The organism is Streptomyces natalensis ATCC 27448 (assembly GCF_000935125.1).
GTDB lineage: Bacteria > Actinomycetota > Actinomycetes > Streptomycetales > Streptomycetaceae > Streptomyces > Streptomyces natalensis.
The window spans coordinates 350,611-375,892 of sequence record NZ_JRKI01000009.1; the positions used below are offsets into that span (position 1 = coordinate 350,611).

Here is a 25,282-nt window from a genome sequence, read left to right on the forward strand (position 1 = left end):
CCGCGTCAGGTCTTCTTGCGGAACTTCGCGACCGCGAGCGGCATGGTGACGGCCGTGATGGCGACCGTCCAGCCCAGGGTGATCAGCGCCGGATGGGCCACCGCCCCCTGGCCGTTGAGCAGCGCGCGGGCCGCGTCCGCCAGGTTGGAGAGCGGGTTGACCTCGGTGAAGCCCTCCAGCCAGCCCGGCATCGTCCGCGTCGGCGCAAAGATCGACGAGCCGAACTGGAGCGGCATCAGCACCAGCATCGCCATGCCCTGCACCGCCTGCGGGGTCTGCACGCTGAGCCCCAGCAGGATGAAGATCCACATCAGGGCGACGCCGAAGGCCGTGGCGAGCGCGACCGCGCCGAGGAGGGCGAGGATGCCGCCCTTGATCTCCAGGCCCAGCAGAAAGCCCATACCGAGCAGGATGGCGATGGCGATCAGCATCCGGCCGATCTCGACGACGATCTTGGCTATCAGGACCGAGGACCGGGCTATCGGCAGGGTCCGGAAGCGGTCCATGACCCCCTTGCGGAAGTCCTCGTTGACGCCGGTGCCCACCGCCATCGCGATGTTCATGCCCATCATCGCCATCATGCCGGGGACCAGGTACTGGATGTACCCGTGCTGGTTGCCCTTGCCCGCGATGGCCCCGCCGAAGACGTACACGAACAGCAGGATGAAGATGACGGGCATCAGCAGCACGTCCATCATCGACTGCGGATCCTGCTTGATCTGGAGGGCGTTACGGCGCACCAGCGCGCCGATGTGCCGCAGATTGGCGCGCAGGCCGATCCGGCCCTCGTCGGCGCCCGGCTTCACGGCGGGCACGGTCACTGTCGCGGCAGTCATGCCGACACCTCCGCAAGGCTCTTGTCGCCGGCGTCCGTTGCGTCCTGTTCCGGTTCCTGCGCGGCCGTCGAGGTCTTCTGGCCGGTGAGGGCCAGGAACACCTCGTCCAGGCTGGGCAGATGGGTCGATATGCCGGCCAGCGCGAAGCCGCGCTGCCCCAGGAGCCCCACCACCGCGGTCAGTTGCTCATCGCTGACGATGGGGACGTTGACCACGCCCTCCGTGTGGTCGGCGGTGGCGCCCGCGATGCCGTCCAGACCGGCCTGCGCGAGGGCGCCGACCATCCGGTCCAGCTCTGCGGGAACGGTCGGCCGGATCTGGAGCGTCCGCCCGCCGACCTTGGCCTTCAGCGCATCGACCCGGCCCTCGGCGATCACCCGGCCGCGGTCGATCACCGTCAGCTCGTCCGCCAGTTGCTCGGCCTCTTCCATGTACTGCGTGGTCAGCAGCACCGTCACACCGTCGGCCACCATGCGCCGGACCTCCTCCCACACCTCGTTACGGGTACGGGGGTCGAGCCCGGTCGTCGGCTCGTCCAGATAGAGCACCGCCGGGCGGCCGATCATCGAGGCGGCCAGGTCCAGGCGGCGGCGCATACCGCCGGAGTACTTGGCGGAGGGGCGTTTGGCCGCCTCGGTCAGGGAGAACCGCTCCAGCAGCTCGTCCGCGCGCCGGCGGGCGTCCTTGCGGGAGAGATCGAGCAGCCGCCCGATCATGTAGAGGTTCTCCCAGCCGGAGAGCTTTTCGTCGACCGAGGCGTACTGCCCGGTCAGGCCGATCTTGCGGCGCAGCGCGCGGGGCTGGCGCACCACGTCGAAACCGGCCACCACGGCGCGGCCGGCGTCCGGGACCAGGAGGGTGGACAGGCACCGTACGAGCGTGGTCTTGCCCGCGCCGTTGGGCCCCAGGACCCCGAGCACGGTGCCTTCCCGCACGTCCAGGTCCACCCCGTCGACGGCCTTCACCTCGCCGAAGTGCTTGACCAGACCGCGCACCTCGACGGCGTTGCCGCGCTGGGTGATTGTCGTCTGTCGCGTCATGCCGTCAACGGTGCCAGCCGCCACTGACAACGCACCGACAGTGCACCGATACCGCACCTGCACCGCACCGACAGCGCGGTGACGCGTCCGGCGCCCCCTGGGGGAGACGCCGGACGCCGGACCTCAGTCGACCTCAGTGGAAGGTGTGCGCCGTCGCGGGGAAGTCCCCGGCGACGACCTCCTCGGCGAACGCCTTGGCCGCGTCACCGAGCAGCTGCCGCATCTCCAGGTACTTCTTCACGAACTTCGGCACCCGGCCCGCCGTCATACCCGCCATATCCGTCCACACCAGCACCTGGGCGTCGCAGTCCAGGCCCGCGCCGATACCGACGGTGGGGATGTGCAGGGAGCGGGTGACCTCGGCGGCCAGTTCCGCCGGTACGGCCTCCAGGACGACGGCGAAGGCGCCCGCGTCCTGGACCGCCTTGGCGTCCCGCAGCAGCTGCTGGGCCGCCTCCTCGCCGCGGCCCTGGACCGGATAGCCGCCGAAGGCGTTGACCGACTGCGGGGTGAGGCCCACATGGGCCATCACCGGGATGCCGGACGAGACCAGCAGCTCCACCTGGTGCGCGGAGCGCTCCCCGCCCTCCAGCTTGACGGCGCCCACCCCGGCCTCCTTGACCAGGCGGGTCGCGCTGCGCAGCGCCTGGACCGGGCCCTCCTGGTACGAGCCGAACGGCAGATCGCCGACGACCAGGGCACGCGTGGTGCCGCGGACGACGGCGGCGGACAGCAGGGTGATCTCGTCCATGGTGACCGGGACGGTGGACTCGTAGCCGAGGTGGCAGTTGCCCATCGAATCGCCGACCAGCAGGACGGGGATGCCGGCCTCGTCGAAGACGGAGGCGGTCATCGCGTCGTAGGCGGTGAGCATCGGCCACTTCTCGCCGCGCTCCTTGGCGGCGGCGATGTCACGGACCGTGATGCGCCGCGAGCTCGTTCCCCCGTACAGGGTCTTGCCGTTGTCGGAGGCGGGGCGGTCGCCCGGCTTCCGGGCAGGCGAAAGCTGCGTCATGGTGACGGCTCCTGTTCGTCATCTCGAGGCACCCTGACGGCGTCCCCGGACTTCGCTCCATGCTGGCATGCCGGGCGCGTACAACGGAAGGGGGCCCCTGACCTGCGACGACACCGGCGCGGCGGCGACACGGAAGTCAACATCATCGATACGGAACGGGTCCGTATCGAAAAAGGAGTAGGGTGGCGGAATGGCGACCTCTCCCACCCCACCCGCCGGGCGGCCCGCCCGTCAGGTCCCCGATGCGATCCACCGGCGCCGCTGGGCGATCCTGTCCGTCCTCATGCTCAGCCTGCTGATAGTGGTGCTGGACAACTCCATCCTCAACGTCGCGATGAAGACCATCGCGAGCCCGGCCCCGGCCGGCCTCGGCGCCACCCAGAGCGAGCTGGAGTGGGCGGTCAACGCCTACACGCTGGTCTTCGCCGGGCTGCTGTTCACCTCCGGCCTGCTCGGCGACCGCCTCGGCCGCAAGAAGGTGCTGCTCTCCGGGCTGACCGTCTTCGGTATCGGCTCGGTGCTCGCGGCAATGGCCGCCTCGCCCACCGAGCTGATCGCCTTCCGCGCCATGATGGGCCTGGGCGGCGCCTTTGTGATGCCCGCCACCCTCGCCATCCTGATGAACGTCTTCGAGCGCGAGGAACAGCCCCGCGCGATCGGCATCTGGGCCGGCGGCGTGGGCCTGGCCATCGCGATCGGCCCGATCGCCGGCGGCCTGCTCCTGGACCACTTCTGGTGGGGCTCGGTCTTCCTGGTCAACGTCCCCGTCGTCCTGGTCGCGCTCGGTTCGATGGCGGTCCTGGTGCCCGACTCCAGGGACCCCAGCCCCGGCCGGCTGGACCCGTTCGGCGTGCTGCTCTCCGTCGTCGGCCTGGTCCTGCTGGTCTACGGGATCATCAAGGGCGGCCAGCTCGCCGACTTCACCGACCCGCAGGTGCTGAGCACCATCGCCGCCGGACTCGTCGTCCTGACCGTCTTCGTCCTGCACCAGAAGCGCAGCCACCACCCGTCCATAGACATCCGCTACTTCCGCAAACCCGCCTTCTCGGCCGCCGTCGCCGCCGTCGCGCTGGTCTTCTTCGCGCTGATGGGCGTCACCTTCTTCATCGTCTTCTACGTGCAGAGCGTGCGCGGCTACAGCCCGCTGGAGGCCGGTCTGCTGATCCTGCCGCTGGCCGTGGCCCAGCTGACCTTCTCGCCGCGGGCCCGGCACGCCGTGGACCGCTTCGGCGCCCGCGCGGTGTGCACCGTCGGCATGCTGACCATCGCCGTCACCATGTCCGGCATGCTGTTGCTGACCACCGACTCCCCGATCTGGATCCTGGAGGTGCTCTTCTTCCTCCAGGGCACGGGGATGGCGCACATCATGCCGCCGGTCACCGTCGCGATCATGCAGTCGCTGCCCCGCGAGAAGGCCGGCTCCGGCTCGGCGCTCAACAACGTCTTCCGGCAGGTCGGCGGCACCCTCGGAGTGGCAGTCCTCGGCTCGCTGCTGTCCACCACCTACCGCGACGGCATCGCGGGCAAGCTCGCCGCGCTGCCCGCCATACCGGCCGCAGCCCGGCACGCGGCAGGCGAGTCCATCGAGGCCACCCTCGGCCTCGCCCGGCACCTGGGCCCGGCCGGCCGCGGCCTGATCGCCTCCGCGCGGGACGCGTTCGTGCACGCCATGCACGTCACGGCCCTCGGCTCGGCCTCCGTCGCGGTGGTGGGTGCCGTGGTCGTCGCCGCTTTCCTGCCCGGCAAAATGGGACCGGCGCCGCGTCCTGCGGAGCCCCAGGAACGGCAGAAGGCGGGCGTACAGGGATGAGCCGGGCGGCGGGAGACTCCCAGACGGCGGCGGCCGGTACGCGGGCGGACCGGGCGGTCCCCGAGCGCCGCGGCCGGCCGCGCAGCGCCGCGGCCGACTTCGCCATCATCGAAGCCGTCCTGCGCCTGATCGAGGAGGGCGCCGCCATCGGCGAGCTGTCGATGGAGCGCATCGCCCGCGAGGCGGGCGTGGGCAAGGCCACCGTCTACCGCCGCTGGCCCGGCAAGCACGCCCTGATGCTCGATGTGATGCGCTCGCTGGACACCCCGCCCCCGGTGCTCGAGGGCGCCTCCGTACGCGACGACCTCGTCGCCCTGCTGGAGTTCCTGCGCCGCCGGGGCCTGGCCAAACGCAACTCCGCGCTGCTGCGCACGGTCGTCAGCCATGTCCAGGCCCATCCCGAACTGTGGGCGGAGTACCACGAAACGGTCGTACGGGCCCGTAACGAGGCGCTGCTGCGGGTGCTGCGGCGCGGTATGGCCAGCGGCGAGATCCGCAGCGACCGCGATGCGGAGACCCTCGCCGACCTGTTCGTCGGCCCGATGCTGGCCCGCGCCATCCTCCACGAGTGGCGGGAACTGCCCGAGGGCCTCGCGGCGGACATCGTCGACACGGTCCTGGAGGGCGTACGTCCAAGGCCCCGCGCGGTAGCGGGCCAGGATCCCCGCCACCCCGCACCGGGCCGGCCGTAACCCCACCGCCGCACCGGCGCGTTGAACGCCCTTCGACGCCGACGCGAATCCCGGGCTAGTGCCCGGAATGTCCCGCCCCACATGACCGGATCATGCCCGTTGTGTCACAGCCGCTGTCACGTGGCCGTCCGCCGGAACCCCGACCCGCCGTCACCCCGTCCTCACCACCGAGAAATGCGCCACCCGGCCTTCCGTGGCGGCGCGGATCTAAGAACGCGGATTAAGGCCATCGCCTAGGGTCGACAACCACAGGCGAGGCGCACCACAGCGGGCAGTGAGGGCAACTACATGGCGCAGGCATTCATGACGGAGCCGGAACAGGGACGGGGCCCCGAATGGTCCGGCTCCCGGGCCGGACGCCTGCGGAACTGGTGGCGTCCCGAGGGAATGTGGCGCCGCGGCATCGTGCTCGCCGTACTGGCCGTCCTGCTCGGGGTGTTGATGTTCTGGCACTCCCAGATCCCCAACGACGTGGGAAACCTGGGCAGTCTGCTGGAGACGTTCCTGCCCTGGCTCGGCCTCGGCGTGCTGCTGCTGTTGCTCTGCGCGGTGCTGCGCCGCTCGGCAACGGCGCTGATCGCACTGATCCTCCCGGCGGCCGTCTGGCTCAACCTCTTCGGCGGACAGCTCACCGACAAAGCGGGCACCGGCGGCAATCTCACCATCGTCACGCACAACGTCAACGCCGAGAACCCCGATCCGGCGGCCACCGCCCGGGACATCGTCAACTCCAAGGCCGATGTGGTCGCCCTGGAGGAGCTGGCCGGTAACGCCCTGCCCACCTACGAGCGGGAAATGGCCAAGGCGTACCCGTATCACACGGTCAAGGGCACGGTCGGCCTGTGGAGCAAACTGCCGCTGAGCGACGCCCGGCCGGTCGACATCAAACTGGGCTGGGTCCGCGCGCTGCGCGCCACCGTCACCGCCCCCGACGGCCGGAAGGCCGGCATCTACGTCGCGCATCTGCCCTCCGTACGCGTCAAGATCGAGGCGGGCTTCACCGCGAACCAGCGCGACGGCAGCGCCAAGGCGCTGGGCGAGGCCATCGCCGCCGACCCGCTGAAGAAGGTGATCCTCCTCGGCGACCTCAACGGCACCATGAACGACCGCTCGCTGGCCCCGGTCACCTCCCAGATGCGCTCGGCCCAGGGCGCCGCGGGCGACGGCTTCGGCTTCAGCTGGCCGGCCGCCTTCCCGATGGCCCGGATCGACCAGATCATGGTCAAGGGCATCGACCCGGTCGCCGCCTGGACGCTCAAGGACACCGGCAGCGATCATCTGCCGCTCGCGGCCTCGGTCGGCATCTGACGATACGGGCGGGGGGTACGGGACGGCGGCGGCCCGACACGGGCTCGTCACGTCCCGTTCCCACGCCGGAACAACGGACCTGGGACACTTTGTTCCGTACGTGAACGAACTGCTCCCCCGGAAAGGTCCAGGCCCCTCATGCCCTTGGCTCTGCTCGCGCTCGCGATCTCGGCCTTCGGAATCGGCACCACGGAATTCGTGATGATGGGCCTGCTGCCCAACGTCGCGGACGATCTGGGCACCTCGGTGCCCACCGCCGGCCATCTCGTCTCCGCCTACGCCCTCGGCGTCGTCATCGGCGCCCCGCTGCTGACGGTCCTCGGCTCCCGCATCCCCCGCAAACCGATGCTGGTCGGCCTCATGGCGGTCTTCACGGCCGGCAATCTCGCCTCCGCCCTCGCCCCCGACTTCGGCCTGCTGATCGTCGGCCGGCTGCTGGCCGGACTCCCGCACGGCGCGTTCTTCGGCGTCGGCGCGGTGGTCGCCGCCCGCCTGGTACGCGAGGGCCGTCAGGCCCGCGCCGTCGCCACCATGTTCCTCGGCCTGACCGTCGCCAACATCGTCGGCGTCCCCGCCGCCACCCTCCTCGGCCAGCGCCTCGGCTGGCGCGCCACCTTCCTGGTCGTGGCCGCCATCGGACTGGTCGCCATGGCCGCGCTGGCCCGGCTGATCCCGCCGCTGCCCGCCGAGGAACGCACCGGCCCGGCCCGCGAACTGCGCGCCCTCGGCGACCGCCAGGTGATCCTCGGCCTGGCGACCACGGTCTTCGGCTTCGCCGGCGTCTTCGCGGTCTACAGCTATCTCGCCTCGATGATGACCAAGGTCACGGGCCTCGCCCAGACCTCCGTCCCGCTGGTCCTCGCCCTCTTCGGCATCGGCATGACCCTGGGCGCCCTCGCCGGCGGCCCGCTCACCGACCGCGCCCTGCGCCCCACCCTCTACGGCTCGCTGGCGGCCCTCGCCCTGGTCCTCGCCGCTCTCCACTTCACCGCACCGGTGACCTGGGCCGCGCTGGTCACCGTCGTCCTCATCGGTGCCATCGGTTTCCTGACCACCACCCCGCTCCAGATGCTGGTCATGAACAAGGCCCACCAGGCCCCCACCCTGGCCGCCGCCTCCAACCAGTCCGCCTTCAATCTCGCCAACGCGGGCGGGGCGTGGGCCGGTGGGCTCGCCCTCGGGGCCGGCTGGGGATGGACCTCCCCGACCCTCGTCGGCGCGGCCCTCGCCGCGGTTGGCTTCGCCGTTGCCGTTGTTGCGGGGCGCTTGGACCGCCGCGACACCGCCTCCCGGGTGGTGGCCCACAGCCGGGAGGCGGCCGACCGGGTGCCGGCCGGGTCTTGACCCCACGTTGTCGGCCGTCCCGCCGTAGGGGCTGTTCGCCGTTGCGCCTGCGGCCCGTTCGCTGCGCTTTGCCTGGGCCGACGTTCTGGCTTTCCCGTCATTGCGCTTGCGGCCCGTTCGCTGCGCTTTGCCTGGGCCGACGGTTCGGCTTTCCCGTCGTTGCGCCTGCGGCGGGCGTTGCCGCTTGCGCGGGGCTGTCCGGTTGCGGCACCGGCCCTACACGGCTCCGCCGCTACGGACCGGCACCTCCCCGTTGGGGGTGGAAAAAGACGGTGGGGGCGGACCACCGGCCTTCTTCCCCCCACTCACGGGAGGGGCCGCGCCGCAGGACGAAGTCCGGAGGCGTGGTACCGCACCCGTACCAACCCACGCCCGCCGCAGGCGCAACGGCGACAAACCCCCACGGCGGGACGGCCGACAACGTGGGGAGAAACTACCCCTCGCTCCACTGGTTGGTGATCGGCAGGCGCCGGTCCTTCCCGAAGCCCTTGGCGGAGATCTTCGTACCCGGCGGGTACTGCCGGCGCTTGTACTCGGCTCGGTCGACAAGCCGCAGGACCCGGGTGACCAGCGCCGCCTCGAATCCCTGGGCCACGATGTCCTCGTGGCCCAGGTCGCGGTCGACGTACAGCTCCAGGACTCGGTCGAGGACGTCGTACTCGGGCAGCGAATCGGTGTCCACCTGGTCGGGGCGCAGCTCGGCGCTCGGGGGCTTGACCAGGATGTTCTCGGGGATCGGCGGGGTCTGCCCGCGGTCGGCCGCCGCCTGGTTGCGCCAGCGGGCCAGCTGGAAGACGGCGGTTTTGTAGACGTCCTTGATGGGCCCGTACGCGCCCACCGAATCGCCGTAGAGCGTCGAATAGCCGCACGCCAGCTCGGACTTGTTGCCCGGGGCGAGGACGAGATGGCCCTCCTGGTTGGAGATCGCCATCAGCGTCGTACCGCGCAGCCGCGACTGGAGGTTCTCCTCGGCGAGACCCGTCAGCCCCAGCGACTCCATGTATGCGTCGAACATCGGGGCGATCGGCACCGTACGGAAGGCGAGTCCGGTACGGCGGGCCAGTTCGGCGGCGTCGCTGAGAGAGTGGTCCGACGAGTAGCGCGAGGGCATCGCGATGGCGTGGACGTGCGCCGGGCCCAGCGCGTCACAGGCGATCGCGGCGACCAGCGCGGAGTCGATACCGCCGGACAGCCCCAGGACCACGCTGTTGAAGCCGTTCTTGGCGACGTAGGCGCGCAGGCCGACGACCAGCGCGGTGTAGATCTCCTCGATGTCGTCGAGCCGTTCGGCCTCGCCGCCGAGCGTCTCGGGGGTGTAGGGCGGCAGCGGGTCGGGGGTCAGGACGACATGGTCGACGCGCAGCCCGTCGTCCAGGACGCCCGAGGGCGGCTCGGGCGCCGCTTCGGGCAGTTCGAGGTCGATCAGCACACAGCCCTCCGCGAACTGCGGTGCCCGCGCGATCACCCCGCCGTCCTTGTCGACGACGATGGAGTCGCCGTCGAAGACCAGCTCGTCCTGGCCGCCGATCATCGCCAGATAGGCGGTGGTGCAGCCGGCCTCCTGCGCCCGCTTGCGGACCAGTTCCAGGCGGGTGTCGTGCTTGTCCCGCTCGTACGGAGAGGCGTTGACGGAGAGCAGCAGTCCCGCGCCCGCGCTGCGGGTGGCCGGCACCCGGCCGCCCTCCTGCCACAGGTCCTCGCAGATGGCGAGCGCGACATCGACGCCGTGCACCCGCACCACGGGCAGCGTGTCGCCGGGGACGAAGTAGCGGAACTCGTCGAAGACGCCGTAGTTGGGCAGATGGTGCTTGGCGAAGGAGAGCGCCACCCGGCCGCGGTGCAGCACCGCTGCGGCGTTCTGCGGGGCGCCGGCCGGGCGGCCGTAGCGCCGTTCCTCCCGTTCGCCGCGGTCGAGATAGCCGACGAGCACCGGGAGTTCGCCCAGCCCCTCGTCGGCCAGCCGGCCGGCCAGCGCGTGCAGCGCGGCGCGGCTGGCCTCGACGAAGGACGGGCGCAGTGCGAGGTCCTCGACGGGGTAGCCGGTCAGTGCCATCTCGGGGAAGGCGACGAGATGGGCACCCTGTCCGGCGGCGTGCCGCGTCCAGTGCAGGATCGTTTCGGCGTTCCCTGCGATATCGCCGACGCAGGAGTCGATCTGGTTGAGGGCGAGACGAAGTTGAGCCACGGGGCCAGTCTAGTTGACCGTAATCGTCTGAGTGACGCGAAGGGGGGAGGGGAGACCGGACGGTACACGTCCGGCCTCCCCTCTCGCAGGCCCTGCCCTACTGCTTGCGGTAGCCCAGGATCGTCATCATCCCCGACTCCGAGTGGTAGATGTTGTGGCAGTGCATCATCCACAGGCCCGGGTTGTCGGCGTCGAACTCGACGCTCAGGGTTTCGCCGGGCACCATGACCGTGGTGTCCTTGCGCGGCCCGCCGTCGGGCAGCTGGAAGGTGTGCCCGTGCAGATGGACCGGGTGCCACATCTTGGTCCGGTTGCGGAACGTCAGCTGCACCCGCTCACCGGCGGCGACGGGGTAGCGCTGGTCCGGCGTGTACGGCTTGCCGTTGAACGCCCAGTTCCACTTATCCACCGACCCGGTGAGGCGGAAGTCGAGGGCGCGGTCGATGCTCCGGTCCTCCAGCCGGACGGACTCCGCGGCCTTCAGGTGGATCGACCTGAGCACCTTGCCGTGGAGTTCTCTGGGGCGGGTGTCGGGACCGGGCGCCTCGCCGCCGCCGGTGCGCAGGACGGCCATCGCGGCGCCGGTCTTGCCCTCCGCGAGCGCGGTGAGCGGGAACGTGCCGTCCTTGACGGTGACCACGACGTCGTAGCGCTCAGCCATGCCGATCAGCAGTGCGTCGGTGGTGGCGTGCTCGACGGGGAAACCATCGGTGTGCGTGATGGTCATCCGGTGGCCGCCCAGCGCGACGCGGTAGCCGGTTTCGCCGCTCGCGTTGATGATCCGGATCCGGATCCGGTCGCCGGGCCGGGCGTGGAAGGTCTCCGGGTTCTCGGGCGCGCGGCCGTTGATGAGGTAGTACGGGTAGTCCACATGGCCGCCCTCACCGCCCAGCAGCGTGCTCGTGGTGCCGCCCACCAGGATGCGCGACGGCCCCATGGGGGCGGGGCCGTCGGGCCGCCGCGGGGCCTGCCCGGTGCCGGGGTCCTTGTCCGTGTCGCCGGGGCCCTTGCCCGCGTCCCGGGGGCCCTTGCCCGTGTTCCGTGGGGCGTCGTCCTTGTGCCCGGAGTCCCTGCCGGTATCCGGGTCCGGGTCCATGGCGTCCATGGCCGCGTCCATGTCGCCCCGGTCCATGCCCTCCAGGTCCAGGCCGTTCATGTCCATGCCGTTCATCCGGCCGGTGCCCGTGCCGCCGTGGCCCTTGCCGCCGTGATCCTTGCGGGCGTGAGCCTTGCCGGTGCGGCGCATCTGGTCATGGCCCATACCGCCCATGCCCTTGCCCAGCTCGGCCAGCACGTCGTCCGGGGTGCTGCCGTCCACCCCGTCCAGCCAGTCGTCGATCATGACGATCCACTCCTTGTCGTAGCGGAGCGGCTCCCTGGGGTCGTCGATGATGAGCGGTGCGTACAGCCCGCGGTCGATCTGCACGCCGGTGTGCGGATGCAGCCAGTACGTGCCGGGGTCCGGTGCGGTGAAGTGGTAGGTGAAGGAGGCGCCGGGCTGGATGCCGCGCTGGGTCACGTCGGGCACGCCGTCCATGTCGTTGCGGAGCCGCAGCCCGTGCCAGTGGACGCTCGTGGACTTCGGGAGGTGGTTGTCGAGGGTCATGTGGATCTGGTCGCCCGCGGTGATCCGGAATTCCTTGCCGGGCATCTCGTTGCTGTACGCCCAGGTGCCGACGGTACGGTCGCCCAGGTTGAGCATGCCGAAGGTGGCGGTGAGTCTGAACTCCCGTACGGTGCCGCCCGAGTCGCGTTCCCTCTCGGCCGCGGCGACCTCCGGGCCGTCGGGGCTGACGTAGCCGCTCGGGACGTTGTCGTGGGGCCCGCCGTTCTTGCCGTCGGCCATCCCGTCCCCGCCGCCGCGGGCACCGGAGCGCCCGCCGGAACAGGCGGTCAGCAGGCCGCCGCCGGCGACGGCGGCGCCGGTGGCGAGCACGTCGCGGCGGGAGCGGGAGGGGGGCTGGGGGGAGTGCGTAGGCATGGAGAAATGCACCTCGTGTCGGTGTCGAAGTGAGCAGGCCGGCCGGGGGGCCGACCGGGACGGTCGGAAGCGTGGGCGCGAACGCGGGCGACGTCGGAACTCGGACGTCACACCCCCTGCGCCCTGCCCCCGCGGGGTATCGCGCCCGGCGGCCGGTCCGCCGGGTCCGGGCGGGCCGGTCCGCGCAGGGCGCGCTGCGCCGCTCTCACCGCATTGCCGTAGGCCACTCGCCTATATTTGGCCTTCCCACGCTTAGCGGGGGCCCGGCACTCCGTTGGACGGGCCGGGTCCACCCGATCCGATCACCAGGACGGCCGTGACCGACACCCACACCGCCCCCGTCCGCCGCCGGGCGGCCGCCGTGCTGCTCCTCGCGGGGGCCGTCGCCTACACCACGTGGGTGCTGGAGCTGGCGGTCGCCACCGGTGTCGACCCCGTCCGGGCGTACGTCAGCGAACTCGCGGCCGCCGACCAGCCGCTGGGCGGGCTCTTCCGCGCCACCGACCTGGCCGCCGGGCTGCTGGTGCTGGCCGGCGCCCTGCTCGCGCTCGCCGCCCCGCGGCGCAGGCCCTGGACGACGGCGGGCTGGGCCGCGCTCGCCCTCTTCGGCGCCGCCACCGCGCTCGACTCCCGCCTGCCGCTGAGCTGCGCGCCCACCAGGGATCCGGCCTGCGCCGCCCGGGAGACCGCGGGCCTGGTCCCGGCCACCCACACCGCCCACGCCGTCAGCAGCTCCCTCGCCCTGACCGGCGCGCTGGCCGCCCTGTTCCTGCTGACGTTCGCGGCCCGCCGCTACGCCCAGTGGCCGGTGCTGGCCCGCTTCGGCCCGCCGCTCGTCCTGGCCGAACTCGCCGCCACCTGCTGGACGCTGTCGTCGGTCGCCGCCTTCACGGCGGGCCACGGCACCTGGGCGCTCGGCCTCGGCCAGCGACTCCAGGTCCTGCTCGTCGCCCTCTACCTCGCGCTGCTGGCAGGGTGCACGGCCCGCACCACGGGGAACGAACACCCCAGGAAACCGACGCGGGAGGCCCGCCCATGAACCCTCGCCCCACCAGCGCTCCCGATCCGATACGCGCCCCCGGCCGCATCCGCACCGTCGACGGCATCCCGCTGCACGTCCTGGCCGAGGGCACCGGCCCGCTCTGCGTCCTCAGCGGCGGCCTGGGCATGGCCTGGTTCGACTGGGACGCGGTCGCCGCCCTGCTCGCCCCGTACCGCACCGTCATCCGCTTCGACCGCCCCGGCCTGGGCCTGAGCGCCCCCGCGCCGACGCCGCCCACCCTCGCCGCCGAGGCCGGCCGCATCGCCCGTGTCCTGGACGCGCTCGGCCACCGTGGCCCGGCCACCGTCGTCGGCCACTCCCTCGCCGGCTTCCACGCCGAGGGCTTCGCCCGGCTGCATCCGCGCCGCTGCGCCGGTCTCGTCCTGGTCGACGGCAGCACCGAGGACGACCCGCGCCCGCTGCTGCCCCGCGCGGTCCGTACGGCCTGCGCGTCCGGTGTCGCCGCCGCGCTGTCCGCCGCCGGGGTGCCGCGCGCCCTCGGCCCCGCCGCCCGCCGGCTGATCGGCCGCGCCCAGACCGTCGCCGGCCATCCGCCGCACCCCTGGGAGCGCGCCGGATACCGCACCAGCCGGGTGCTGCGCGCCTGCGTCCTGGAGAACGCCACCTACCCCTACCAGGCCGCCGAACTGGCCGCCCTGCGCCCCGGCCACCCGCTGCCCGCCGTCCCGGTCGCCGTCCTGGCGGCGTACGACGGCGGCGAGACCGCCCGTGACCTGCGCTGGCTCGAACGCCAGCGGGCGCTCGCCGAGACGCTGGGCGGCCGTTTCACGGTCGCCGCCCCGGCCGGCCATCTCGTCATGGCCGACGCCCCCGAAGCCATCGCCCATGCCGTACTGGACCTGCACGACCGCAACGACCGCACCCCGGTGAACCCTTCGCCGACAGACCGCTGAGCTGCACCACCACGCATCACCGGCCCCGCAGCATCATGAATTTCCTGGCATGGACCCGCCAACGACGGGTCAACACCCTCCCAGCGGCGATCCAAGTCTGCGCCAAGCGCCTCGATTGCCGCCCCTGGTCGCGCTGACTCTTCGTACTGCGGGAAGGATCGTGGCGAGGGGCGTATCGGGGGGTTACGGTCCGGCGGTTCTGCTTCAGGCCAAGGGTGCGTAATGTGACGGTAACCCCCTCACGTGATACTGGTGTGCCACGCGGTGTCATCCCATCCGCGTGGACAGGCCGATTGACCTGCAAGGATTGGTGAGCCATGGACAAGCAACAAGAATTTGTGCTCCGGACTCTCGAAGAGCGCGACATTCGCTTCGTCCGTCTGTGGTTCACCGACGTACTGGGCTTCTTGAAGTCGGTCGCGGTCGCCCCGGCGGAGCTGGAGCAGGCCTTCGACGAAGGCATCGGCTTCGACGGTTCGGCCATCGAAGGATTCGCCCGAGTGTACGAATCCGACATGATCGCCAAGCCGGATCCCGGCACGTTCCAGATCCTGCCCTGGCGCGCCGAGGCCCCCGGCACCGCCCGGATGTTCTGCGACATCCTGATGCCCGACGGCTCGCCCTCCTACGCCGACCCGCGCTACGTCCTCAAGCGCATCCTGGCCAAGACCTCCGACCTCGGCTTCACCTTCTACACCCACCCCGAGATCGAGTTCTTCCTGCTCAAGGACAAGCCCGTCGACGGCCAGCGGCCCACCCCGGGCGACTCCTCCGGCTATTTCGACCACACCCCGCAGAACGTCGGGATGGACTTCCGCCGCCAGGCGATCACGATGCTGGAGTCGATGGGCATCTCGGTGGAGTTCAGCCACCACGAGGGCGCCCCCGGCCAGCAGGAGATCGATCTGCGCTACGCCGACGCGCTCTCGACCGCCGACAACATCATGACCTTCCGGCTGGTGATGAAGCAGGTGGCGCTGGAGCAGGGCGTCCAGGCGACGTTCATGCCCAAGCCGTTCTCGGAGTACCCGGGCTCCGGCATGCACACCCACCTCTCCCTCTTCGAGGGCGACCGCAACGCCTTCCACGAGTCCGGCTCGGAATACCAACTCTCCAAGGTGGGACGTTCCTTCATCGCCGGTCTGCTCAAGCACGCGGGCGAGATCTCCGCCGTCACCAACCAGTGGGTCAACTCCTACAAGCGCATCTGGGGCGGCGCCAACCGCACCGCAGGCGCCGGCGGCGAGGCCCCCTCCTACATCTGCTGGGGCCACAACAACCGCTCCGCGCTGATCCGCGTCCCGATGTACAAGCCCGGCAAGATGGGCTCCACCCGGGTCGAGGTCCGCTCCATCGACTCCGGCGCCAACCCGTATCTGACCTACGCCGTCCTGCTCGCGGCCGGCCTCAAGGGCATCGAGGAGGGCTACGAGCTCCCCGCCGGCGCCGACGACGACGTATGGGCCCTGTCCGACTCCGAGCGCCGCGCCATGGGCATCGAGCCGCTGCCGCAGAACCTCGGCGAGGCCATCGAGCTGATGGAACGCAGCGAACTGGTCGCCGAAACCCTCGGCGAGCACGTCTTCGACTTCTTCCTGCGCAACAAGAAGCAGGAATGGGAGGAGTACCGCTCCGAGGTCACCGCCTTCGAGCTGCGCAAGATGCTGCCCGTGCTGTAGGTGCAGGTCAGAGCCGCGTGAAGGCTCTACCGCTGATGGGGTCCGCGGTCAGCGACCGTGGGCCCCATCAGCGTTTCGCTAGCTCTGGGCCGTCTCTGGGCCGTGAGGCGCAGAATCCATGCCCTGGTACACGCTATCCACGGCCCGACGGGTACGTCCCTCACTGCTCGGCAGGAGATGCGTGTACACCCGCAGCGTGAATCCGGGGTCAGTGTGGCCCAGATACGCACTCAGTGCCTTGATGCTCTCGCCAGCGTCCAGCAGCACGGAAGCGTAGAAGTGCCGCAGCGCGTGCATCCCGTGTTCCCGGGCCGCTTGGTGACGGTCCCCAGCCTTGGGTTTCGGGATGACGTTCGCAGCAACGAGCGCGGGCTTCCAGAGCCGTGTGTTGAAGTCCGTCCGCCGGATCGGGCCGTCATCGGCACGCGTGAACAGTAGGCGCTTCGTGACCAGGGGCCCGTCCGGCCGCTGCCACGGCAGCGTGACGCTGACGGGTGGGTGCGCCTCTATGTGCTGCTTGAGGATGTGCGCCACACGGTCAGAAAGGGGCACGTCCCGCTCCTTGTCGCGCTTCGGCCGCGCGAACACGAGCTTCCCCTCAACGACCTTTACCTGATTGACGACGTGCAGCCAGCCGGTATCGAAACCGATCTCGCCTTCCGGCAGCCCGAAGATCTCGCCTTGTCGCAGACCGCATCCTGCCCCGAGGTCAACCATCGCCCGGTACTCCTCGGGAAGCGCAGCACGCACGGCGAACGTGCGCGTGCCGGTCCAGGGAACAACTCGCTGCCCACCCGGCGCCGGCGCTTTGACACTGCTGGCCTTGCACGGGTTGCGGTGCAGGTAGTCGTCTTCCACGGCCGCGGTGAACACCGCGGACACGCTGGCAAAGATGACGCGGCGATAGGAGGAGGCGGGCAAGGCTCGCTCCAACTCGCCGAGCCATTCGCGGATGTGCTCGGGCTTGAACGAGCCGAGCGGACGCGTGCCCAGGTAGGGGATCGCGTGACGGCGAATCTGGACGGACACCGGTTCCCGTGTCGTCGGATCCGTGGTCTGAGCGGTGAGCCACTTTTCGGCGTACTGGCGGAAGGTGGTTCGACCAGCCTTCGGGTCGACGTAGCGGCCGCCGTCCATATCGGCCTTGATCTTCGTCAGCCAGTTCTCGGCGAGACGCTTCTTCCCGTCGGGGAACGACTGACTCTTCTCGGTGCCGTCGGGGCCGACGTAGCGGGCGCGGTAGCGCATGCCGATGCCGTGTCGGTCGCTCTTGACGCGGACGGTCTTGCCGTCGGCGTCGGTTTCGGTCTTGTACCAGCGGTCTTGGATGTGGCCGGCCATGTCAGATGTCCTCTCGGACGACGCTGCGGGGCGGGGCCGTTGGCCCCGCCCCGCAGGTGGGTGGTTGTGTTCGGTTGGTGGCGTCAGGCGGCTTGGTCGTCGGCCATTCGTTGTTCGGTCCAGGCCCGTACGGCGGCGGGGTCGTAGCGCAGGTGCTTGCCGACGCGGAATCCGGGCGGACCGGTGCGCTTCTTGCGCCAGGCGTAGACGGTCTCGACGCTGTCCAGCTTGAACAGCTCCACCAGGTCTTCGGGCGTGAGGTACCGGTCGGGCAGGCCACCTCGGAGGGTGGCGCTGGGGTCGGGTTGAGCGGAACGGGTTCGGCTCATGGGGTCCTCGGAAGTTGAGTCACGTTGCTGCTGGTTTCGGGAGCCCGCGCCTGTCCGAGGTGCGGATTTCTGCGTCATTGCGTCATCAGCGTCATGTGGGCTTCTGAACTGCGGTTTTGTGTGACGCAGTAGTTGGGGGGTGCGTCATCGGCGCGTCATGGGCTGCGTCATCGGGTGACGCAGATGACGCAGGATGACGCAGACACCGCCGTCTGCGTCATGGCTTTCGCCGCAGGTCAAGGGCCGTTCCCCCGCCTGCATGACGCAGATGACGCAGCGTCTTCCCTCTTAGGACAAAAGACGGGGTGTCTGTTGTAGTTCGCCGCTCAAAGAGCGAAGAAGGAGCCGCTTCGCGGCGTGACCCTTGGGCGGCGCGTTGCGCCGAACAGCAAGAGGAGCACGCCTGGCCAGGGGTGCTCCTCTTGCTTGTCCCGCGGGCGTGGTCGCGGGTCAGAACATCGGTTTGTGCTCGTGTGGGGGCGGGGCTGCCAGGCGGGTCATTTCGAGGTAGCGGCCCTCGCTGGTGCGGCCCGAGTCGATGAGGACACCACGGGCGGCAAGCGTCGGCTGGAGGCGCTTGAGACGGTCGGAGAGGACCTTGCCCGTGGTCGGCCATCCCTTGGGCAGGGACCGCAGTTCGTCGCCGCTGTAGAGGCTGCTGAGGCAGTGCAGCCACTCGGTGGAGGTCATCCGCTGCTCCGCGCCCGCCTCAAGGGAGTCGGCGTGCCTGAGGACGGTCTGCGCGAGCAAGTCGCCCTCGATCACGTCGTCGTTGAGATCGTCCAGGCTCCTCCGATAGGCGGCGAGCGCGCCCAGGCCGGTCGCCGCGTCGAGCTGCGCGCACAGGTGCGCGAAGTCCGCCATCCGTAGGTCGGTAGGGGTCTCCGCCTCAGCCGCACGGACCTTGACCGTTAGGTCCAAGAGAGACCCGAGAACGACCGGCAGGACCTCTGCGTACTCCGCCCACAGTTCCGCCTCGGTGCGCCGGACACTGGGCCTCTCCAGGCGCAGCGGCAGGAGTCGTTCGGCGAGGTCGGGCCGGATGACGCCCACGTCGATGCCGGTCAGCAGCAGGGGGCGGCGGTAGCGGGCGCGGAAGACGTCTCCGTCGGTGAACAGGGCGCGCTTGACGTCCTCGGCTCCGGTGACGATGAGGCACATGGCGTCGGACAGGTCCGGGGTCATGTGGGACAGGTTGTCCAGGGCGGTGACCCATCCAGCCGCTACCGCCGCGGTCAGGTTCGCCTCGTCCTTCGGGGCGCGGCGCAGGTCGCCGCTCATGCCCTCGATGATCCGCACGAGCATCCGCCCGCCGGTGGACTTTCCCGCGCCTTGCGGGCCGGTGAGGAACGGTGCGGGGACGGGCACGGACGGTTCCAGGCAGCCGATGAGCCAGGCGAGGGCCAGGCATTCGGTCTCCGCGTTGGCGAAGTTGCACAGCCTGAGCAGTAGGTCGATGCCCTTGTCGTCGGTGTCCTTGGCCGGCAGGGGCAGTTCCCCGGTGAGCTGAGTGCGTCGCCAGCACACCTCGCGCGGGTCGGGGATGGCGATGTCCCACCCGGTGGGGTGGATACGGACAGACTGTCCGTCGTTGCGGCCCAGGTCCAGCCACGTGGCTCCGTCGAATCCGGGTGCCACGCGGATGTGCACGGGCTGCGTGTCCTCGGTCAGTGCGAGCGCTTCGATCAAGTCCAACGCCTCCTTGAGGGCCGTCCCGTTGAACACGCCGATCCCGTCCTTGTACAGGCCGACCATGAGTTCCTGTCGGTGGCTGCCCGTTGTGCCCTGGGAGCGGATCGGGCGGGCCACGGGGTGGCCGTTCTTCTGCGCGTACACGGTCCCGTCGGCGGTGCGGAAGTACCGGAAGTGCGCTTGCGCGTAGTCGGTGATGACCTCTCGGGCGGGATTCTTGTCGTCGTCGGCCATGGCTACAGTCCCAAGCTGGTCCGGGCGTTGGCCCAGGCGTCGATGCAGTGCCGGGGGGATTCGCCCTTGGCGTGCGCGGCGGTGAACAGTCGCTTCATGTGCGCGTCGGTGAGGCAGCCGCACCGGCCGTGGGCGGACAGGACGGCAAGGAAAGTGCGATAGACGGTGTGGTGGATCGCGCTCCGGGCCTCGGTGATGCGCTGCTCGGCCATGGCAATGCCCCGCTCCAGGTAGACGGGACTGCGGTGCGGGCATTCCCGGCCCCCGGCCAGTGCGGACGACACGGTGACGGTGGGCCGGGCAGGGACGGTCGCCACTGTCCGGGCGTTTGTGGCCTCTTCGCGTTGCAGCAGGGCTCGCACCGGGTTCGGCAGGGGGGCCGTGGTGCCGGCGCCGGGGCCGAGCCAGCGTGCGTAGGACATCAGGCTCTTGATGTCCACGCCCGGTCGGACGTCGTTCGCGGAGCGCATGGCTCCCTGGTAGAGCCAGTGTTCCCCACGCGTAGTGGTCACGGTGCGGGTCGGCGGAAGCTCCCGGCGGGCCCAGGCGACTGCCGCGTCGTCGTCGAGGTCGACGACGGTGAGCCCGGCCCCGGCGGGGTGGTAGGCGACGGCGGCGGCCTGCCGCCAGGCGGGTGCCCAGGCGGGAGAGGTGAGGACGGCGGAGTCGGTGGTGGCGGCGGCCCAGCCGTGGCACGGGGCGGGGCACTGGCACGGGCCAGCGGCGCGCATGTGGGGCCGGTCGCCGCATGCGCTCCTGTTGCAGGCTGGGCAGTTGGCGAAGGGGCGTTTGCCCCTGCTCAGAGGCAGGACTGGCACGCCGGTGGCGGCCACAGCCAGTGCGACTCGCCGAATGTCGGTGGGGTGGGTCATGCTTGAGACCTCCATAGGTCTGTAAGGGGCTGGAGACCAGGGCGGGCCGCGGTCATTGGCGTGAAGCGGCCCGCCCTAGCCATGGCTAGGCGTCGGGGTGGTCGGCGCGGTTGCAGTCGCAAGTCACCCTGTGTGACTTGCGGGGAGTTGAGAGGGGAGGGGGAGCAGAGCCTGAAAACCGGGCTCGTAGGGCCGTGTCAGAGAGGCGTCTCATCAGGTCCACCAGGTCCATCCAGGTGGCATTTGCGCAGTTGAGAGCTGATGGAGGCGGATGGTGGACCGTCTGATGGAGTTCTCCATCAGATTCCGGTGCCTCCACCACCTGCCTCTACCAGTCCGCGACTACTCTGCGTCGCTTTCGGTGGCGTCTTCGCGTGCCTCGATGGCCGCCTCGATGCGGGCACGGGACACGCACACCACGCCGGTTTTGCCGTTGTCGGCCCGTGTCGCCTTCGGCTCAGCGCCTGCCTCACGAAGCACTCGCGTGAGGTCGTGCAGCTCCCATCCGTCATAGGCACGGGGGTGCTTGCTGATGAGCCGACGCAGAACCTCCTGGGTCTGGATGCGCTTCCCGTCGCCCAACGCTTCGAGCACGTTGGTCAGATGGTCGACGTCCTCCGCGGGATCCGCGGCGGCCTGCGTCTCAACACCGGCCCGGCGCGCTTTTGCTCGCTCGGCGATCTCCTTCGCCGCGTCGCCGTCGATGAAGTGCGTGCGGACCGTCATGGACGGCTGCCCGGGGGCGAGTTTGATCCCGTCACCAGCCACCACAAGCGTGCCCTTGTCGAGCCCCTGGCGGAGCTTGTGCGGGGCCGCACCCGCGTCCACGGGCATCTCGCCGAGGGCCATCTTCGCCTGCGACTCGGTGCCGACCACCAGGGAAGCCCTGATGTGGTTGCCGTTGCGCGACCGCACCGGCAGGTTCTGGTCTGTGGGGTCTTGCGTCCCCTCCCAGGTCGTGACGCTCACCACGCGTCCCTGGTCGTGAATCGCCTTGATGGCACGGAAGTACCGGCTGATGTTCTTGGCCCCGCCATAGGGCGCCCCGTACTTGACCGTCCCGTTCTCCGCGACGTACGTCTCCCTGGCGCCGGACCCGTAGGCGACCTGGGCCTCATCGACGATGAACACCAGGGGTGCGAACCGCGGATCGGCCAGGATCTTCTCCTGCGACCAGCCCTTGGCGGTCAGTTCCCGCATGAGGGCACCCCGGCGCTCCATCTCCGCCACGCCCTCTTCGACCATCTCCGTGGCAGCGATGACCTGCTCGTCAGTCGGCCCCTGGATGAGCACCGTGGCCAGGCCGTCGAACATCTGCCAGTCTCCGACGCCCTTGAGGTCAGCGATGCGGAACTCCACGCGGGGATCGAGCGCGAGCCACAGCGCCAGGGCCCTCAGGCTGGCGGTCTTGCCCTGGTTGGACAGGCCGGTGATGAGCATGTGGAGCTGGAACAGTGAGATGAGCACCGCATCGCCACGGAGATCCTGGCCCCACGGTGCCCGGCCCGAGGTGTAGTCGGCCGTCATGTCGGGGTCAGTGACCAGCGGGGACGGGCCGATCGGCTCATCCAGCGCGCCGCTGTCGGCGATCCACATGCGCACCGTGCGAGGTGTCGGGGGGATCGTCATGTGCAACTCATGCTCATGGCGATTCATGTTCTCGGCGAGCTTGCGACGCTTGCTTAGGACTTCTTCCGTGGACACCCCGATCGGCAAGGTCACATCGACTTCAACGCCGCACCCCGCCAACGTGATCGGCCCGAGCATCCCGGCCGCCCCGTCCGCCATCTCCTTGATGGCCTTCTTCAAAGCGGGGACACCCAGGTCGGACAGGGCTTTGACCACGATCGACGGGGTGACCGGCACGTCGTCCACCGTGCCGGATGCGGGCCGGGCCCATGCGGGAGCCGTCTCGTTCTTATGGCCGGCACGCCACAGGTGCGACAGACCGGCCATGAGCGCCAGCCCCAGGGCCGGGCCCCACGCGATCGAAGCGAACCAGCACAGCGCCTGGATTGCATCGATCGCGGCCAGCGTCGGAGCCACCACGTCATGCAGCTCGCGATCGTGAATCGCCATACAGATACCGACCAGCAGCAGGGCACCTTCGGCCGCGGCCGTGCCGATCGCAGCCGACTTGGCCATCGTCGGCACCTTGTGAATCAGCTCAACCCGTCGGGCATGACGCTCCCGACGGAACCGGTCGGCCCGGTCCTGCCATTCAGCCGCCGCTGCGTGATCCCCGGCGGCCAATGCCATGGCCCGCATCCGGTGATGCACGGCGACGGTCCGCCCCTCCCAGCCCCGCTTGGCGACGACCCCGGCACCGCCAAGGAGATAGCCCCCATGCCGCACCGCCAGCCGGACAGCGGCCCGGGACCGCTCGTGCGTGGCTACCTGCCACAACGCTTGGTAGGAGCGCTTCAGCCGCTCCGCCGACGGCCGGTCGGGCGGCTCGGCGGGTGCGTCGGGGGCGGGGGTGGGTTTGGCCAGGGATACTTCGGGCGCCGCGGCGACGGTGCGTGCGGCGCGGTGTTCCTCCAGGTCGTGCACGGTCCCCATCGGCTCGGCCGCGGGTTCGGTCATGATGGTGTCTCCTGTCGTGCCGTTGGGTGCGTGGGGCCCGGGGCGGCCGTCTGCTGCCAGGCGATCCGGCCGCCCCGGGGTGTAGCTACTGGCGGGCGTTCTTCTTGTCGCGCTCTCGGGCGCCGTCGAGGATCCGGTCCACGCGGCGCTCCAGGTCGCGCTGGTGGACGTCGGGGCCGGCGATGTGGCGCTTGCACATGCGGCCGACCAGAACGGCGATACGGGCCTTTTCGGTGGTGGTGAGTTTGGGGTCGTCGTGGCGTGCCATCTCGGCTCCTGTCCGGGCCGGGGCTGTCCCGGCTCCCCTCACCGCCCGTTGCGGGACGGGCGGATCGGGCAACCGGTCAGCCCCGGCGGCGGGCCTTGGCGACGTTCTGCGCGGCGGCCTTGCCATCCGGGCCGCCGAGTGAGCGGACGAGGGAGACCGACCCCCACCCGACGGCGACAACGACAAAGGCGACGACCGCGAGCGAGATGGCCATGGACGAGAGGGCGGCGACCAGCAGCGGGCCGAAGTAGACCCCTGCCGCCACCGCGCCGCCGCCGACGCCGGCGCCGAGGGCGACGCGCTGAACGGTGCGGTCGGGCGGCGCCTGGTGGATGTGCTGCACCACGATCGGTTGCTGGTCGTAGGTGACCGGGCCGGGCATCGGCTGGGGCTGGTAGACGGGCAGGTGTGACTCTCGTGGGGCGGGAAGGGGGTTGTCGAACTGGTAGCGGCGCGGTGTCACGGCCCGCCTCCTTTCAGCAGTTCAGCGGCGGTACCAGGGCACGTGCTTCTCGGTCTCGTTCACGGCCGCGTTCAGCTCGCGGTAGGTGTCGGTCTCCTCGCGGATACCGGCGGCCTGCTCGGCGCGCTGGTTGTCGTGCAGGGCCTTCTTGGCCGCCTTGTGGGCGGTGACGGCATCGGCGTTGCTCTTGCGTCCGAACATGCGGTCCTCCATGCCATGGGCCGGGACTGTCCCGGCTCCCCGCGGCCCCGGCACGATGTCCGGGACCACAGGCAGCCGTCAGGCCGCAGACCGGCGCTCGCAGGAACGGGCCCCGCAAAGCTGCGGGTTGTCATCGGAGGCGAGGCAGGCCCCCAGTTCGATGTCGTCCCACAGCCGGTGTTCGACGCGGGCGCCGCAGGCTGTACAGGGCTGGTGCAGCGTCATAACCCAGTCGCCGCTTTCCAGCTCGGCGTAGTGCAGGTAGGTGTTGCCGCCGAGGTAGGCGACGGCCGATGGCGGGACGGCGTTCACGAACGTCCGTGTGAGGCTGGGGTAGCCGCGCCACATCTCCAGGCTCACCACACGGGCGAGCGTGCCGGGGAAGACGGTCTCGACCATCTCCTGTGCGCCGCGCTCTGCCGCGGTCCGCTCCCGCTCCTCCAGGGCCTGGCGGGCGGTCTCTCGCGCCTCCTCATCCGCCTTCAGGGTGCGCAGGCGTGCGTCACGCTGTTCGGCCGCAAGCACACTCAGTTCGGGCAGGACGATGGGGCTGTAATTGCTGGTCACTGTCTCTCCGTTCAGGCAGCAGGGACGGTTATTGCGTCGGTGAAGTGCGCAGACACGCCGAGGACGGGTGGGTCAGTCATCGGTGTCGAACGTGGCGTAGTTCCCACTGGCCTTTGGCGCGTGCATCACGGTGTCGGCGGCGGAGAACAGCGCGGCGCCCGCGGCAGCAACGACGGCCAGTCCGGGGTGTCCACTGTCGGTGGCCAGTCGGGCCGCGCCCTGGGCTGCGGCGTTCACCTTCAGCGCGTTCGTAGGGTTGTTGGTGGCGCTCATGATCCGGTCGTACAGGCCCACGGAAGGGGTCCTTTCAACAGGAATGGGCAGTCAGGCGACGTGCCGTTCGTCGGGGTAGGCGCAGGTCACACACATGCCGAGGGAGCGCGGGATGCAGTACCCGGCGTCGGTGCGGCAGTTAGGGCAGATGCGGCGGGCCGCGTTCGCTTTGGCGAGCGCGGCCCGTTTGGCCGGCGTCATGGGCCGGACCGGTTGGGCCAGGTCGATGCGGTAGAGGTAGGCGACCAGCGGCGCGCGGCGGCGGCGCGGCCGTTCGAGCTGAGCGGCCACGTCCTGACCGCCGGGGCGCAGACCGAGGGACCTGAGCTGTCGGCGGGTGGCGTAGCCGTCCGGGGCCAGGCGCCACCGGAACACCGGCAGCGCCCCCATCACGCGGCCTCAGCCGATGCGGCGCGCTCGGCGAGGATTGTGTCCCGCAGCGACCGGGCGTTCGCCGGCGACGTGTGGATGGCGCGGCGGATGCCCTCGCCGGTCACCTTCGCGTCCGGCCAATCCGCCGTCACCTCCCGCGCTTCGGCGAGCAACTGTTCCGCCGTGCGCTTGGGTCGACTCGGCTTCGCCACTTCCGGAACGCGGCCGGTGGCGCGGC

Annotated in this window: 23 protein-coding genes and 1 pseudogene; 7 read left to right on the plus strand and 17 right to left on the minus strand. The window is 70.4% G+C overall.

Annotated features, from left to right (window positions below; translation table 11 throughout):
• Positions 1 to 5 precede the first annotated feature (5 nt).
• The 3 genes from SNA_RS08320 to panB all read right to left on the minus strand — a co-directional run bounded on the left by SNA_RS08320 (position 6) and on the right by panB (position 2,891).
• Positions 6 to 836 (minus strand): ABC transporter permease, encoded by an 831-nt coding sequence (locus SNA_RS08320; protein WP_030070510.1) that lies wholly within the window; start codon positions 834 to 836, stop codon positions 6 to 8.
• Positions 833 to 1,876, minus strand: a complete 1,044-nt coding sequence (locus tag SNA_RS08325) for an ATP-binding cassette domain-containing protein (RefSeq protein WP_030070511.1) — start codon at positions 1,874 to 1,876, stop codon at positions 833 to 835. Before SNA_RS08325 ends, SNA_RS08320 begins: the two co-directional genes overlap by 4 nt.
• A gap of 133 nt (positions 1,877 to 2,009) precedes the next feature.
• Positions 2,010 to 2,891 (minus strand): 3-methyl-2-oxobutanoate hydroxymethyltransferase, encoded by an 882-nt coding sequence (gene panB / locus SNA_RS08330; RefSeq protein ID WP_030070512.1) that lies wholly within the window; start codon positions 2,889 to 2,891, stop codon positions 2,010 to 2,012.
• Between the two features lie 190 nt (positions 2,892 to 3,081).
• Here panB and SNA_RS08335 point away from each other — a divergent pair, with 190 nt between their 5' ends.
• The 4 genes from SNA_RS08335 to SNA_RS08350 all read left to right on the plus strand — a co-directional run bounded on the left by SNA_RS08335 (position 3,082) and on the right by SNA_RS08350 (position 8,045).
• Positions 3,082 to 4,701 carry an MFS transporter gene (locus SNA_RS08335; RefSeq protein ID WP_030070513.1) on the plus strand — a complete coding sequence of 540 codons (1,620 nt, stop codon included), beginning with the start codon at positions 3,082 to 3,084 and terminating at the stop codon, positions 4,699 to 4,701.
• Positions 4,698 to 5,393 carry a TetR/AcrR family transcriptional regulator gene (locus tag SNA_RS08340; RefSeq protein ID WP_044364002.1) on the plus strand — a complete coding sequence of 232 codons (696 nt, stop codon included), beginning with the start codon at positions 4,698 to 4,700 and terminating at the stop codon, positions 5,391 to 5,393. The genes SNA_RS08335 and SNA_RS08340 overlap by 4 nt, the downstream gene beginning before the upstream one ends.
• A gap of 303 nt (positions 5,394 to 5,696) precedes the next feature.
• Entirely contained in the window at positions 5,697 to 6,701 is a 1,005-nt protein-coding gene (locus SNA_RS08345) for an endonuclease/exonuclease/phosphatase family protein (protein ID WP_063752866.1), read from the plus strand.
• A gap of 138 nt (positions 6,702 to 6,839) precedes the next feature.
• Positions 6,840 to 8,045: an MFS transporter gene (locus tag SNA_RS08350; protein WP_044364004.1), complete on the plus strand. Its 1,206-nt coding sequence runs from the start codon at positions 6,840 to 6,842 to the stop codon at positions 8,043 to 8,045.
• Between the two features lie 433 nt (positions 8,046 to 8,478).
• On the opposite strand, the gene SNA_RS08355 is transcribed toward SNA_RS08350, so the two are convergent.
• Entirely contained in the window at positions 8,479 to 10,230 is a 1,752-nt protein-coding gene (locus SNA_RS08355) for an NAD+ synthase (protein WP_030073721.1), read from the minus strand.
• A gap of 97 nt (positions 10,231 to 10,327) precedes the next feature.
• Positions 10,328 to 12,211, minus strand: coding sequence for a multicopper oxidase family protein (locus SNA_RS08360; RefSeq protein WP_044364005.1), 1,884 nt, complete (start codon positions 12,209 to 12,211; stop codon positions 10,328 to 10,330).
• 316 nt (positions 12,212 to 12,527) lie between these two features.
• On the opposite strand from SNA_RS08360, the gene SNA_RS08365 reads away from it, so the two are divergent.
• From SNA_RS08365 to glnA, 3 genes are all read left to right on the plus strand, one after another.
• Positions 12,528 to 13,250, plus strand: a complete 723-nt coding sequence (locus SNA_RS08365) for a DUF998 domain-containing protein (RefSeq protein ID WP_044364007.1) — start codon at positions 12,528 to 12,530, stop codon at positions 13,248 to 13,250.
• The gene (locus SNA_RS08370; protein WP_044364009.1) at positions 13,247 to 14,167 is read left to right on the plus strand and encodes an alpha/beta fold hydrolase; all 921 of its coding nucleotides are present in this window, start codon (positions 13,247 to 13,249) and stop codon (positions 14,165 to 14,167) included. Before SNA_RS08365 ends, SNA_RS08370 begins: the two co-directional genes overlap by 4 nt.
• 317 nt (positions 14,168 to 14,484) lie before the next feature.
• Positions 14,485 to 15,846: a type I glutamate--ammonia ligase gene (gene glnA, locus SNA_RS08375; protein ID WP_033270759.1), complete on the plus strand. Its 1,362-nt coding sequence runs from the start codon at positions 14,485 to 14,487 to the stop codon at positions 15,844 to 15,846.
• Positions 15,847 to 15,924: 78 nt separating this feature from the next.
• Here the strand turns inward: glnA and SNA_RS08380 are convergent, their stop codons facing one another.
• The 12 genes and pseudogenes from SNA_RS08380 to SNA_RS39270 all read right to left on the minus strand — a co-directional run.
• A complete protein-coding gene (locus tag SNA_RS08380) occupies positions 15,925 to 17,187 on the minus strand; it encodes a tyrosine-type recombinase/integrase (RefSeq protein WP_030073710.1) in 1,263 nt (420 codons plus the stop codon).
• A gap of 83 nt (positions 17,188 to 17,270) precedes the next feature.
• Positions 17,271 to 17,516, minus strand: a complete 246-nt coding sequence (locus tag SNA_RS08385) for a helix-turn-helix domain-containing protein (protein WP_044364012.1) — start codon at positions 17,514 to 17,516, stop codon at positions 17,271 to 17,273.
• Between the two features lie 450 nt (positions 17,517 to 17,966).
• Complete coding sequence (locus SNA_RS08390) at positions 17,967 to 19,442, minus strand: hypothetical protein (protein ID WP_044364014.1); 1,476 nt, start codon at positions 19,440 to 19,442, stop codon at positions 17,967 to 17,969.
• A 2-nt stretch (positions 19,443 to 19,444) separates the two neighbouring features.
• A complete protein-coding gene (locus SNA_RS08395; RefSeq protein ID WP_030073296.1) occupies positions 19,445 to 20,314 on the minus strand; it encodes a bifunctional DNA primase/polymerase in 870 nt (289 codons plus the stop codon).
• A gap of 342 nt (positions 20,315 to 20,656) precedes the next feature.
• Positions 20,657 to 22,900: an FtsK/SpoIIIE domain-containing protein gene (locus SNA_RS08400; protein ID WP_241779577.1), complete on the minus strand. Its 2,244-nt coding sequence runs from the start codon at positions 22,898 to 22,900 to the stop codon at positions 20,657 to 20,659.
• 85 nt (positions 22,901 to 22,985) lie between these two features.
• The gene (locus SNA_RS08405; protein ID WP_030073300.1) at positions 22,986 to 23,168 is read right to left on the minus strand and encodes a DUF6257 family protein; all 183 of its coding nucleotides are present in this window, start codon (positions 23,166 to 23,168) and stop codon (positions 22,986 to 22,988) included.
• Between the two features lie 76 nt (positions 23,169 to 23,244).
• Positions 23,245 to 23,631: a DUF6251 family protein gene (locus SNA_RS08410; protein ID WP_030073301.1), complete on the minus strand. Its 387-nt coding sequence runs from the start codon at positions 23,629 to 23,631 to the stop codon at positions 23,245 to 23,247.
• A gap of 21 nt (positions 23,632 to 23,652) precedes the next feature.
• Positions 23,653 to 23,832 carry a hypothetical protein gene (locus SNA_RS08415; RefSeq protein WP_157879870.1) on the minus strand — a complete coding sequence of 60 codons (180 nt, stop codon included), beginning with the start codon at positions 23,830 to 23,832 and terminating at the stop codon, positions 23,653 to 23,655.
• Between the two features lie 78 nt (positions 23,833 to 23,910).
• Positions 23,911 to 24,399 carry a hypothetical protein gene (locus tag SNA_RS08420; protein WP_030073302.1) on the minus strand — a complete coding sequence of 163 codons (489 nt, stop codon included), beginning with the start codon at positions 24,397 to 24,399 and terminating at the stop codon, positions 23,911 to 23,913.
• A gap of 72 nt (positions 24,400 to 24,471) precedes the next feature.
• Positions 24,472 to 24,693, minus strand: a complete 222-nt coding sequence (locus SNA_RS08425) for a hypothetical protein (RefSeq protein WP_030073304.1) — start codon at positions 24,691 to 24,693, stop codon at positions 24,472 to 24,474.
• Positions 24,694 to 24,723: 30 nt separating this feature from the next.
• Positions 24,724 to 25,062 carry an RRQRL motif-containing zinc-binding protein gene (locus SNA_RS08430; protein ID WP_044364018.1) on the minus strand — a complete coding sequence of 113 codons (339 nt, stop codon included), beginning with the start codon at positions 25,060 to 25,062 and terminating at the stop codon, positions 24,724 to 24,726.
• Positions 25,062 to 25,282, minus strand: a pseudogene (locus SNA_RS39270) (conjugal transfer protein); the annotation flags it as partial. The gene SNA_RS08430 and the pseudogene SNA_RS39270, both read right to left, overlap by 1 nt.

What these genes read in the sequence shown, in the direction of transcription:
- SNA_RS08390 (WP_044364014.1), bottom strand. Translation starts at nt 19,442, where the DNA reads ATGGCCGACGACGACAAGAATCCCGCCCGAGAGGTCATCACCGACTAC.
- SNA_RS08350 (WP_044364004.1), top strand. Translation starts at nt 6,840, where the DNA reads ATGCCCTTGGCTCTGCTCGCGCTCGCGATCTCGGCCTTCGGAATCGGC.
- SNA_RS08415 (WP_157879870.1), bottom strand. Translation starts at nt 23,832, where the DNA reads ATGTTCGGACGCAAGAGCAACGCCGATGCCGTCACCGCCCACAAGGCG.
- SNA_RS08395 (WP_030073296.1), bottom strand. Translation starts at nt 20,314, where the DNA reads ATGACCCACCCCACCGACATTCGGCGAGTCGCACTGGCTGTGGCCGCC.
- SNA_RS08430 (WP_044364018.1), bottom strand. Translation starts at nt 25,062, where the DNA reads ATGGGGGCGCTGCCGGTGTTCCGGTGGCGCCTGGCCCCGGACGGCTAC.
- glnA (WP_033270759.1), top strand. Translation starts at nt 14,485, where the DNA reads ATGGACAAGCAACAAGAATTTGTGCTCCGGACTCTCGAAGAGCGCGAC.
- SNA_RS08340 (WP_044364002.1), top strand. Translation starts at nt 4,698, where the DNA reads ATGAGCCGGGCGGCGGGAGACTCCCAGACGGCGGCGGCCGGTACGCGG.
- panB (WP_030070512.1), bottom strand. Translation starts at nt 2,891, where the DNA reads ATGACGCAGCTTTCGCCTGCCCGGAAGCCGGGCGACCGCCCCGCCTCC.
- SNA_RS08335 (WP_030070513.1), top strand. Translation starts at nt 3,082, where the DNA reads ATGGCGACCTCTCCCACCCCACCCGCCGGGCGGCCCGCCCGTCAGGTC.
- SNA_RS08405 (WP_030073300.1), bottom strand. Translation starts at nt 23,168, where the DNA reads ATGGCACGCCACGACGACCCCAAACTCACCACCACCGAAAAGGCCCGT.
- SNA_RS08325 (WP_030070511.1), bottom strand. Translation starts at nt 1,876, where the DNA reads ATGACGCGACAGACGACAATCACCCAGCGCGGCAACGCCGTCGAGGTG.
- SNA_RS08380 (WP_030073710.1), bottom strand. Translation starts at nt 17,187, where the DNA reads ATGGCCGGCCACATCCAAGACCGCTGGTACAAGACCGAAACCGACGCC.
- SNA_RS08385 (WP_044364012.1), bottom strand. Translation starts at nt 17,516, where the DNA reads ATGAGCCGAACCCGTTCCGCTCAACCCGACCCCAGCGCCACCCTCCGA.
- SNA_RS08345 (WP_063752866.1), top strand. Translation starts at nt 5,697, where the DNA reads ATGACGGAGCCGGAACAGGGACGGGGCCCCGAATGGTCCGGCTCCCGG.
- SNA_RS08320 (WP_030070510.1), bottom strand. Translation starts at nt 836, where the DNA reads ATGACTGCCGCGACAGTGACCGTGCCCGCCGTGAAGCCGGGCGCCGAC.
- SNA_RS08400 (WP_241779577.1), bottom strand. Translation starts at nt 22,900, where the DNA reads ATGACCGAACCCGCGGCCGAGCCGATGGGGACCGTGCACGACCTGGAG.
- SNA_RS08360 (WP_044364005.1), bottom strand. Translation starts at nt 12,211, where the DNA reads ATGCCTACGCACTCCCCCCAGCCCCCCTCCCGCTCCCGCCGCGACGTG.
- SNA_RS08370 (WP_044364009.1), top strand. Translation starts at nt 13,247, where the DNA reads ATGAACCCTCGCCCCACCAGCGCTCCCGATCCGATACGCGCCCCCGGC.